The 10014-nt window shown below is 69.9% G+C and carries 11 protein-coding genes; 8 read left to right on the forward strand and 3 right to left on the reverse strand.

Translation table 11 applies throughout. The features are described from left to right. On the forward strand, positions 1-1310 hold a 1310-nt coding region (locus QH276_RS34345; protein WP_432278815.1), incomplete at its 5' end, for an acyl-CoA carboxylase subunit beta. A gap of 10 nt (positions 1311-1320) precedes the next feature. Here the strand turns inward: QH276_RS34345 and QH276_RS34350 are convergent. Continuing rightward, positions 1321-1806, reverse strand: a complete 486-nt coding sequence (locus tag QH276_RS34350; protein ID WP_280398951.1) for a nuclear transport factor 2 family protein — start codon at positions 1804-1806, stop codon at positions 1321-1323. Positions 1807-1923: 117 nt separating this feature from the next. Between QH276_RS34350 and QH276_RS34355 the strand changes: the two genes are divergently transcribed. Beyond that, a complete protein-coding gene (locus tag QH276_RS34355; protein WP_280398952.1) occupies positions 1924-2517 on the forward strand; it encodes a TetR family transcriptional regulator in 594 nt (197 codons plus the stop codon). Positions 2518-2589: 72 nt separating this feature from the next. Here the strand turns inward: QH276_RS34355 and QH276_RS34360 are convergent, their stop codons facing one another. Continuing rightward, on the reverse strand, positions 2590-3606 hold the full coding sequence (locus QH276_RS34360) for a phosphatase PAP2 family protein (RefSeq protein WP_280398953.1): 1017 nt from the start codon (positions 3604-3606) through the stop codon (positions 2590-2592). Between the two features lie 149 nt (positions 3607-3755). Between QH276_RS34360 and QH276_RS34365 the strand changes: the two genes are divergently transcribed. Then, a complete protein-coding gene (locus QH276_RS34365; RefSeq protein WP_280398954.1) occupies positions 3756-4670 on the forward strand; it encodes a hypothetical protein in 915 nt (304 codons plus the stop codon). Between the two features lie 54 nt (positions 4671-4724). Here QH276_RS34365 and QH276_RS34370 read toward each other — a convergent pair whose 3' ends face one another. Beyond that, entirely contained in the window at positions 4725-4958 is a 234-nt protein-coding gene (locus QH276_RS34370; RefSeq protein WP_280398955.1) for a hypothetical protein, read from the reverse strand. 445 nt (positions 4959-5403) lie between these two features. Between QH276_RS34370 and QH276_RS34375 the strand changes: the two genes are divergently transcribed. The 5 genes from QH276_RS34375 to QH276_RS34395 form a co-directional block, all read left to right on the forward strand. Next, complete coding sequence (locus QH276_RS34375; protein WP_280398956.1) at positions 5404-7080, forward strand: SulP family inorganic anion transporter; 1677 nt, start codon at positions 5404-5406, stop codon at positions 7078-7080. Between the two features lie 119 nt (positions 7081-7199). Then, positions 7200-7865, forward strand: a complete 666-nt coding sequence (locus QH276_RS34380; protein WP_280407028.1) for a GAP family protein — start codon at positions 7200-7202, stop codon at positions 7863-7865. A 173-nt stretch (positions 7866-8038) separates the two neighbouring features. Continuing rightward, positions 8039-9004, forward strand: coding sequence for a DUF389 domain-containing protein (locus QH276_RS34385; RefSeq protein ID WP_280398958.1), 966 nt, complete (start codon positions 8039-8041; stop codon positions 9002-9004). Positions 9005-9093: 89 nt separating this feature from the next. Continuing rightward, positions 9094-9507 carry a DUF7144 family membrane protein gene (locus tag QH276_RS34390; protein ID WP_280398959.1) on the forward strand — a complete coding sequence of 138 codons (414 nt, stop codon included), beginning with the start codon at positions 9094-9096 and terminating at the stop codon, positions 9505-9507. A gap of 89 nt (positions 9508-9596) precedes the next feature. Continuing rightward, a partial coding sequence (locus QH276_RS34395; RefSeq protein ID WP_280407029.1) for a DUF6325 family protein occupies positions 9597-10014 on the forward strand: 418 nt, incomplete at its 3' end.

The raw sequence follows: 10014 nt of genomic DNA on the forward strand, positions 1-10014 counted from the left end.
TCCCGGGCCGGGGGGGGGTGTTTAGCCCCATTATAATATGTTTTTTGGGGTTTCCGGTGGGTTTTTTTTCGGGGTCATTGGGGGGGGGGCCTTTGTTTGTCCCCCCCGAAACCGGTTGCCCGTTCGTGGCGATCAACGATTCCGGTGGCGCGCGAGTGCAGGACGCGGTCACCTCGCTGGCCTGGTACGCCGCCATGAGCCGGCGCCAGCTGGGATTGTCGGGGGTGGTTCCGCAGGTTTCGATCATGCTGGGGAAATGCGCGGCCGGGGCCGTATACTCGCCGATCAACACCGATGTCCTGGTGGCGACCGAATCCGCCTACATGTTCGTGACCGGTCCCGACATCATCCGTGAGACCACCGGTGAGGAGATCACCCTCGAGGAACTCGGCGGCGCCTACAACCAGGCACGCAACGGCAATATCCACCATGTCGCCGCGGACGAGGAGGCGGCGTTCGCCTGGGCGCGCAGCTACCTGAGCTTCATGCCGTCGAACTGCTTCGACGAGCCACCGCTGATCAATCCCGGGCTGGAACCGGAGATCACCGATTCCGATCGCGAACTCGATACGCTGATCCCGGATTCCGACCGCACCGGCTACGACATGTACGACATCCTGCTGCGAATCTTCGACGACGGCGAATTCCACGAGATCGGTGATGCCGCGGCGCGCAATATGATCACCGGCTTCGCCCGGGTCGACGGTCGCAGCGTCGGGGTGGTGGCCAATCAACCGCTGGTGTCCAGTGGCGCGATCGACGCCCGCGGTTCGGACAAGGCGGCCCATTTCATCCGGCTGTGCAACGCGTTCGGCCTACCACTCGTCTTCGTCGTCGATACGCCGGGCGTGCTGCCGGGTGTCGAGGAGGAGAAGATCGGGGTGATCAAACGTGGCGGCCGGTTCTTCTACGCGGTGGTCGAGGCCACCGTACCGATCGTCACGGTGGTGGTGCGCAAGGCCTACGGCGGCGGTTACGCGGTGATGGGCTGTAAACAGCTCGGCGGCGATATCAACCTCGCCTGGCCGACGGCGCGGATCGCGGTGATGGGTGCCGAGGCCGCGGTGGGTCTCACCCAGCGGCGGCAGCTGGCCGCCGCCTCCGCCGAGGAGCGGCCGGTCCTGCGGCAGCAGCTGATCGACTTCTACAACACGGCGGTGGCGACACCGTGGACGGCGGCCGAACGTGGCTATATCGACGCGGTGATCGAACCGTCGCACACCCGGCTCGAGATCCGTGCGGCGCTGCGCCTGCTGCGCGGCAAAGCGGTTCGGCACGGCCCGCGCAAACATCACCTCATGCCACTGTAGGCGGGCGGAATCAGCCGGTTGTCCCGGGCAGGGCGCTGCCCAGCAGTTCGCGGGCCGTGGTGCCGCCGTCGAGGGCGCAGGTCGTGCGGCGGGTGATCCGCCAGCCCTGGGGGGTGCGCGCGAGTTCGAATCGGCTCGCGCCGGCCCGCCACACCCGGTAACCGCTGTCGCCGCGGCGGACCAGCAGCGATTCACAGATCGCGACCGCCCGGTCGCCGTCGAGGACGATACGCGCCGGACTGTGGAAATGCGCGCAACCGGCAGCGATCAGGGATTGGTGGGCGTCCGATTCGACCATGGCGTGGATATCCGGGCGGCCGCGCATATGCCAGCCCTCCACGTCGTACTCGCCGTCCTCGGTCCACAGGCCGGCGGCGGCCGCGGCGGCGCCGGCATCGACGAAGGGGCCGTAGGAGGCCAGCAGACGAGTGATCTCGAGTTCGTCCTCCAGCCGGCGCACCCGGTCTTCCAGGCGGGTGAGTCGGTCGTCGTTCATGCTCGTCCTTCCGTCGCGGCGCGCGGGGTCCGGCCGGGCCGAGCGCCGTAGTCAGTTCTACAACCGGACGGGGACGATTGCTAGAGTGAATTCTAGTTTTTCGATCGGAGGAGGGCAGTGCCGCGGATCGCGGAGCCCCGGGAGCCGGGACGGCCGACCACTACGGGCCAGGAGGAACGCCGACGCGCCATCCTGCGGGCGGCTGCCCGGCTCGGTGGTGACGTGGGGCTGGAACGGGTGCAGATGTCCGAGATCGCCGCGGCGGCAGGAGTCGCACTCGGCACGCTGTACCGCTACTACCCCTCGAAACACCACCTGTATTCGGGAGTGCTGGCGGCCGCGGTCGCCGCGTTGCCGCCGCCCCCGCAGGCCCCCGGCGACCCGGTGGGCGCGGTGGCCGGCTTCCTGGAGCACGCGGTCACCGAGCTGCTGCGGCGGCCACTGCTGGGCCGGGCGATGCTGGTATCGGCCAATGCCGTGCGGTCGGCCGGGACGGTAGCCCTGGACACCACCATGCGTGACCGCATCCTCGCCGTGGCCGGTATCACCGACCCCGACGCCGCTGACCACCAGCTCGCGCGGCTCGCCGAACAATGCGCCTACGGCATCATGACCTGGGCCACCGCGGGACAGCTGGATGCCGAGCAGGCCGCGGCCGATATGCGCCGGGCGTGCACGCTGCTGCTGGCCCCGTGGGCGGACAGCCGGTAACCGCGCGTCCGGCAGCGGGTCACGCCCATGACGTCAACCGCCGATCACCGCGGCGATCCCCGCCCCGGACTCCTACTGTGCCGGCTCGGCTTCGGGCTCCGGCGGTCCCGGCTCGCGCTTCGGTTGCGGCAGCTCCGGCTCGGGTGTCGGCTGCGGCTCTTGCGGCTCGGGTCCGCGCGATGTGCGCCGCCGTTCCCAGGCGCGGGCGAGCAGAATGGTCACCACGACATACGCCCAGCCCGCCAGCACGTCCACGACGTAGTGCTCGCCGCCGTAGACGAGCGTGAACGCCATGGCCGCGGGAAACAGCGCCAGCGGAATCTTCCACCACCGATTGCGGGCCAGCGGCCACAGGGCTACCGTCACGAGCAGGGCGAATGCCGCGTGCAACGACGGCAGCGCGGCCACCGGATTGCCCTGCGCGGCAAGCCAGTCGCCACTGACGTCCACCGACACCAGATGAAAGCCGAAGCCCGTCCCCCGATGGATTTCGGCCGGGATCACCCCGTCGCGCGCGGCATACCAGGGTGGGGCCGCGGGGAGCAGGATGTAGGTGAGCAGGCCGAGATAGGACAGCAGCACGATCCGGCGCATATATTTCGACCAGCGATCCCGGGATTGGACGTAGAAGATCGCGGCGATCAGCCAGGGAACCACGAAATGGCTCGTATAGACCATGCCGGTGAAGACGGTCCACCACGGTTGTTCGCCGTCGTGGATCAGCCGCTCCTGCAACCACACCGTGGGGAGGGTTCCGCCGAACAGCCACTGCTCCGCGGACACCAGTTCCGCCACCCGTACCGGCATACCGAGAGTGTTGGCGATTCCGCGAGTGTGGTCGTACAACACGAGGGCGGCGATGAGGGGAACCCAGTCGACCAGGGTCCGCACATGATCACGCCACGGGCGGTCGGGATGGAACGCGGCGATCCCGATGACGATCCAGGCGGCCTGGTAGATCCGATCGGTCGGCAACCCGAAGACGACGGTGACAACCGCCAACGCCAGCAGATAGGCCGACCATACGCTGTTGCGCAGCAGCCGGCGCGGCCGCTGCCCGGTCGGCGCCTCGATGGTGGGGGCACCCATCTCCCCAGTTTTCCATCAGCCGACGCTCCGGTGAACGTCCGACTACCCGGAAATGACTTTCCGGGTCCTACCATCGACCGGATGAGCGAGCCACGCCGGCCGGTGCCACCGCCCGCCGCGCTCCCGGGCGGGCGTGCGGAGCGGGCGGGATGACCGTGGACGAGGTGGCCGACGACCTGTACGGCCGCCCACCCGGGGAGTTCGTGGCCGCCCGCGACGAACAGGTGAAGGCCGCCAGGGCAGCCGGCGACAAACACCTCGCCGCCGAGATCGCGGCGCTGCGGAAACCCACGGTGGCGGCCTGGACGGTGAACATGCTGGTGCGGGCGGCACCGGAAGAGGTGGCGGCGCTGCTGCGGCTCGGTGAGCAGCTACGGACCGCGCAGCGTGAACTGTCGGGCGCGCAATTACGCTCGCTGACCAGGCAGCGGCGGCAGGTCGTCGACGCGCTGGCGGAACGGGCCGGTGAAATCGCCGCGGAACACGGGCACCCGGTGACCGCGGCGGTCCTGCGTCAGGTGGGTGAAACACTGACCGCCGCGCTCGCCGACCCAGAAGTGGCCGGCCGGGTGCGGGCCGCGACGCTGGCGTCGGCGGCGAGCTACGCGGGATTCGGCCCGGTGGGGCCGGATCTGGCGGTGGTGCGGGACGAGCAGGAGAAATCCGAGGGCCGTCCGGAGCCCGGGTCACGCGGCCGGAAGGCCCCGGCGAAACGCTCCGAGACCGGAGGATCGAAGGAGGAGCAGCGGCGGGCGCGGGAAGCAGAGAAGCGCCGGGTGCGGGAACAGGAAAAGCTGCGGGCGGCAGTCGAGCGGGCCCGCACCGCGCTGGAGGCAGCCGAAGCAAGTGCGCGGCAGGCCGCCGAAGACCTGCGGCGCAGCGAGCAGCGCGTCGCCCAACTCCGCGAGGATCTCGCTGCCGCGGAAGAACAGCATAGTTTCGCCCGCCGGGCCGACCGTGCCGCCCGGAGCCGAGTGCGCAGCGCCACAGTCGAACTGGAGCGCGCGCAGCGACGTTCGGAAACCGGCGGAGCCCACAGCGCACTGGCCGATCGGCGCCGGTGATGCCCGCCGAAGATACGCGGTACGGAACCGGCGGACCCGAGGCGGTCGGCGGGATCAGGCGTGATCAGCGAGCGATTCGTGCCCGGCGCGGCGGGCGCAGTGGGCGCAGCAGAAGATCTGTGCGCCCGCCTCCACTCCGTGGCCGAGCACTCGGCAACCGCAGTGCGCGCAGACCGGGGCCAGTTCGCTCGCGGCGCATTCGAAACTGTCGAACGTCCACGACTGTCCGTCGCGGCTGACGGTGAAGGTCTTGTCGTAGTCGTTGCCGCAGGTATCGCAGATGGCCATGGCTTCATACCTTCCGGGCGGGTTTCCTTCACTGTTCGCGGGCGGTGCCACGGTCCTGCTGCCGGCGGCGCCGCACGGCTGCTGTCCTCCGGGCCGTACCCGGTGCCGGTCCGGGCAAACACCGATCGGCCTCCCGGAGGTGGGCCGGAATCCGCCGGGAGTTGTGCTCACCCCGCACGGGTGATGCATTCGTCCCGCGGCGCGCGCGAGGGTGAGGTCATGTATCGACGGGAAGCGGAGCTGCCGCCGCCGCGACCGCGCCGCGGCGGCCCCGCGGGTCCGCGGTCCGGTGCGGTATGCGCGCCCGTGGTCGCGCGGCCCGGTGGGCCGGCGTTCCCCGGATCGGTGTCGCATGCCCGGCTCGCCGGATGCGGGCTGCCGCCGCGGTGCTGACCGCGGCGGGAACGGACGAGTCACCCCTGCCGGGCACAGGGGGAGATCCGCCGTGAAACGCGGACTGCGGTGGCTGCGCATGATCCTGCCCGGCGAACGAATCCAGCGGTCCGATGTGATCGCCGGACTGTCCGGGGCGGTGGCCAGTGTGCCGGACGGGATGGCGGCGGGGGCGCTGGCCGGGGTGAGCCCCGTGCACGGACTGTACGCGAGTATGGCGGGCCGGCTCTTCGGCAGTTTCGCCACCAGCACCCGGCTGATGGTGGTCACCGCGACGAGCGCGTCGGCGCTGGCCGCCGGATCGGCGCTGACCGCCGTCCCGCCGGAACAGCGCTCGGCCGCGCTCATCCTGCTGACCCTGTTCGCCGGGTGCGTCATGCTCGCGGCCGCCGTGCTGCGGCTGGGCCGGTACACGCGGTTCGTCTCGCATTCGGTGATGACCGGCTTCCTGGCCGGGATTGCGGCGAATATCGTGTTCGGCCAGTCGGCGCAGCTGACCGGGGTGTCGGCGGATGCGCCCGTCGCGTTGCTGAAGGCGTTGTATGTCGTCACCCATCCGGGCGAGATCGATATCCCGTCGCTGGTGGTCGGTCTGTTCGCGCTCGCGTTGCTCGCCGGGCTGGCCCGGACCCGGCTGCGGCTGTTCGCCGCGCTCGCCGCCCTGATCCTCCCGACGGTTCTGATGATCGGCCTGGGCTGGGATTCGGTGACCCGCGTGGCCGACGCGGGCGCGATTCCGAGCGGCTTCCCGCTGCCGCATATTCCCGATCTCGCGGCGCTGACCCCGTCGCTGCTCGGTGGGGCCGCGGCGGTGAGTGTGATCGTGCTGGTGCAGGGCGCCGGGGTGGCGCAGGCGGTCCCGAACCGGGACGGTTCACCGACCGATCCGAACCGGGATTTCGCCGCCCAAGGGGCCGGGAGTATCGCCGCCGCGCTGTTTCGCGGGATGCCGGTCGGTGGCTCGCTCGGACAGACAGCGCTGAACGCCACCGCGGGGGCGCATACGCGCTGGGGCGCGATCTTCTCCGGGGTGTGGCTGCTGGGGATTCTGGTCGCCTTCGCCCCGCTGGTCGGCGAGGTCCCCATGCCGACCCTGGCGGCGATCCTCATCGTGGCCGCCGCGGGCGCGCTGGAACCGGGCGGTCTCATCGCGATCTGGAGCAGCGGCTCCACCTCCCGGATCGCCCTCGTGGCAACCTTCCTCGCCACCTTGCTGCTGCCGGTGAGCGCGGCCGTGGGGATCGGGGTGGCGCTCTCACTGATCCTGCAGTTGAACCGGGAAGCACTGGACCTCAGGGTTGTACGCCTGCGGGTGGAGGACGGTGATCTGGTCGAGATGCCCGCGCCGGACCGGCTCGCCGATCACCAGATCGTCATCCTCGACGTGTACGGCAGCCTCTTCTACGCCGGTGCCCGCACCCTGCAGGCCAATCTGCCCGACCCCACCGGCGCTCGCGGCCCGATCGTTATCCTGCGGTTGCGCGGCAGGACTTCGGTGAGCGCCACATTTCTCGCTGTGGTCGGTGAATACGTGCGCCGGCTCGACGCGGCCGGTGGCGCCCTCTACCTCAGCGGGGTGGATCCGCGGATCAGGGAGCGGTGGACCGATGCGCTGCTGGACCGGCAGGGTGTACGGGTCGAATTCTTCCCGGCCACCCCGACCATCGGCGAATCGACACTGGCCGCCTACGCCCAGGCCAGAGTGCGGCTACGCGAGCCGGACACCTGATTCCCAGGAGCATCCGCCCGGGTGCCCCGCGCGAATGCGCCGGAACCGCACCGTCGGGCCGATGGTGCTGCCGCGTCCAGAGGGCGATTCAGGGGTCAGGTGTCGATGAGGAGTCGGTGATGGGTGATCTGCTGGTGGTGCTGCTACCGGAGATGGCCGGGTTGATCATCACGCCGGGCGCGGTCGCCGGGTGTGTGCTGTTGCTGTTGCGGTCGCGTGCGCCGGTCCCCGCCGCGCTCGCCTTCGGGGGCGCGTTTCTCGTCGTGTACCTGCTCATCGCGATCACGGCGATCCTGGGCGGCGCGACCGATCCGGAGGCCGTCTCGACGGATACCTCGCACGGTGCCGGCCTGGTGGTCGGGCTGATGTTCCTGCTGGGTGGTTTGTGGTTGCTGAACCGGCACCCGGCCGCGGGCCGGCGGACCGGGCCGCCGAAACTGCTCCGGGAGCTCAGGGATGCCGGCCCACGCCGGTGTTTCGTGATCGGGATCGCGCTGGCGGTCCTCAACCCGAACCTGTTCCTGATGATGTCCGGGATGAGCTATATCGCCAGTTCATCTGTGGGGCCGGGGCCGGCGTTCCTGGCGACCGTGTTGCTGCTGGCCGCTGCGGCGGTCGATTTCCTGGTGCCCGTCGGTCTCTATCTCGCGCTCGGGGACCGCGCCCGCACCTGGTTGGGTTCGCTCGAGTCCTGGGTGCTGCGGCATACCCGCGGGTTGTCGCTGGCGGTCCTGTTCGGTTTCGGGGCGCTGTTCACCGCGCGCGGGGTGATCGGCATGCTGTAGTGCCTCGGCCCCGCGGTACGGCGGACCGTAGGCCGCGGCCCGGCGTGGATTCACCCTTCAGGGATGAGGTGGATCCCGGCCCCGGCCGGGGATCATCGACGGACAGCCGAGCGGTGCGGCGGACCGGAGCGCGGCGATCCCGGCGCCGCGAACAAACCGGATCGAGGACGCCCATGTCACTGCTGGTTCCGGACAGTCAACGACGGACCCTCGGGGAACTCACCGACCGGCTCGACCTGGGATCCGGTGAAACGACCACCAAACGGTCGGCCTTCTGGATCATGCTGACCCTCTCCGGCATCATCGCCGCCTCCGGCGTGGTCGGGGATTCGACCGCCACCGTGATCGGCGCGATGATCGTCGCGCCACTGTCGGTGCCGATTCTCGGCGTCGGCCTGGGAATCGCCACCGGCCGCGCCGAATTGGTCGCCCGCAGTCTGCTGCTGGTATCGGCGGGAATCGTGCTGGTGGTCCTGGTGGGCTTCCTGTTCGCGCAGGTCCTGCCCAACCCGACGAACGTGCTGTCGAACTCGCAGGTGATCGGCCGCACCTCACCGAAGCTGATGGATCTCACCGCGGCACTGGCCACCGGGCTGGTGGGTGTGGTGGCGATCATCCGGCGCGATGTCGGCGATGTCCTGCCGGGCGTGGCCATCGCGATCTCCCTGGTTCCGCCGCTGGCGGTGGTGGGGGTGTGCCTCGGTTCGCAGGCGCCAGGACTCGCGCTGGGCGCCTTCGTGCTGTTCGCGTCCAATATGGTCGCCATGATCATCACGGCCACCGTGGTCCTGGTAATCACCGGCTATCCGGTGGAGGCCGGGGCCGGCGCCCGGCGCCGCGGCCGGGCCTACGCCATCCTGGCGGCCGGGCTGATCGTGGTGGCCGTACCCATGGTGGTGAATTCGCTGTCCTCGTTGTGGGCCGATCAGATCGCCGACGCGACCCGCAGGTGGCTGGCGGAGGTACCCGGCGCCCAGGTCACCGATGTGACCTTGCAGTCCGATACGGCCACGATCCAGGTGCTCTCTCCGGGCGATCTGCCGCCGGCGGACAGCCTCGAACGGTCGGTGCACGATCTGGTGCCGTGGCATCCCGCGGTCGTCATCGTGCACACGGTCGGCAGCCGGATCGCGAACTGAGCTGCGGGGAGTTCATCCGATCCGGGTGACGCGGCCGTCACCGCGCACAGGGCATACCTGGTACAGGAGAAACCCGACGAGGAGGGCTGATGGCACAGACGACAGGCTCACAGCGCAACCCGGTCTCCCAAGGTGTCGCGGCGGTGACCTCCCTCGGAGTGGCGGTGTTGCTGCTCACCGTGGGGGTGCTGTCGATCTTCGCCGGCGGCTCTGCCGTCGCCGCCGACGAACTGTTCGTCGAGGGCCCCGACTACCTGTACCAATTGGACACCACCACTTGGGGCTGGATTCATATCGTGGTGGGCGCGCTGATCGTGATCGCCGCCATCGGCCTGATGGCCGGTGCGGTCTGGGCACGGGTCACCGCGGTGATTCTGGCGGCGCTGTCGATCATCGGCAATTTCCTGTGGCTCCCGTACTACCCCTGGTGGTCGGTCCTGGTGATCGCCTTGGACATCGTGGTGATCTGGGCCGTCACGACCTGGGTCCCGGACCGCCGGTGAACCACCGGCCTACCCCGGCGGGGGCTCGTGGCCCAACTCATCCGCCGCGGGTGATGCGGCGCCGGTATCGCGCCCGCCACGCTGACGCTATGACCCACGCATCGGAAATCGGCCCGGTCGAGCTGGTCGTTCTCTCCTTCCCCGGCACGCGGATCGATCGGTCGGTCACGGCCGCGCTGGCGGAGGTGGTGGACCGCGGGTATGTCACTGTGCTCGACCTGATCTACCTGACAATGGACGACGCCGGCGGCCTGCGGCAGGTCGAGGTCGACGAATCGCTGACCGATATCGGGCTCGACGGGCTCACCGTCGACTCGCGCGGCCTGGTCAGCGACGAGGACCTCGATATCGTGCGGGCGGATATGGAACCGGGTACCTCCGCCGTGGTGATCGCCTACGAGGAGACCTGGGCCCGCGCACTGGCCGGCACCGGACGCGGGGGCGGCGGGGGGGTCGCGCTGCACGGGGAGATCCCCCCGGCTGCCGGGACGGCGGCACGGGGGGGAG

The organism is Nocardia carnea (assembly GCF_029869215.1).
GTDB classification, from domain to species: Bacteria; Actinomycetota; Actinomycetes; order Mycobacteriales; family Mycobacteriaceae; genus Nocardia; species Nocardia carnea_B.

Coding starts and splice junctions, on each gene's coding strand:
- QH276_RS34385 (WP_280398958.1), top strand. CDS start 8,039: ATGTCACTGCTGGTTCCGGACAGTCAACGACGGACCCTCGGGGAACTC.
- QH276_RS34390 (WP_280398959.1), top strand. CDS start 9,094: ATGGCACAGACGACAGGCTCACAGCGCAACCCGGTCTCCCAAGGTGTC.
- QH276_RS34350 (WP_280398951.1), bottom strand. CDS start 1,806: ATGAACGACGACCGACTCACCCGCCTGGAAGACCGGGTGCGCCGGCTG.
- QH276_RS34380 (WP_280407028.1), top strand. CDS start 7,200: ATGGGTGATCTGCTGGTGGTGCTGCTACCGGAGATGGCCGGGTTGATC.
- QH276_RS34370 (WP_280398955.1), bottom strand. CDS start 4,958: ATGGCCATCTGCGATACCTGCGGCAACGACTACGACAAGACCTTCACC.
- QH276_RS34365 (WP_280398954.1), top strand. CDS start 3,756: ATGACCGTGGACGAGGTGGCCGACGACCTGTACGGCCGCCCACCCGGG.
- QH276_RS34360 (WP_280398953.1), bottom strand. CDS start 3,606: ATGGGTGCCCCCACCATCGAGGCGCCGACCGGGCAGCGGCCGCGCCGG.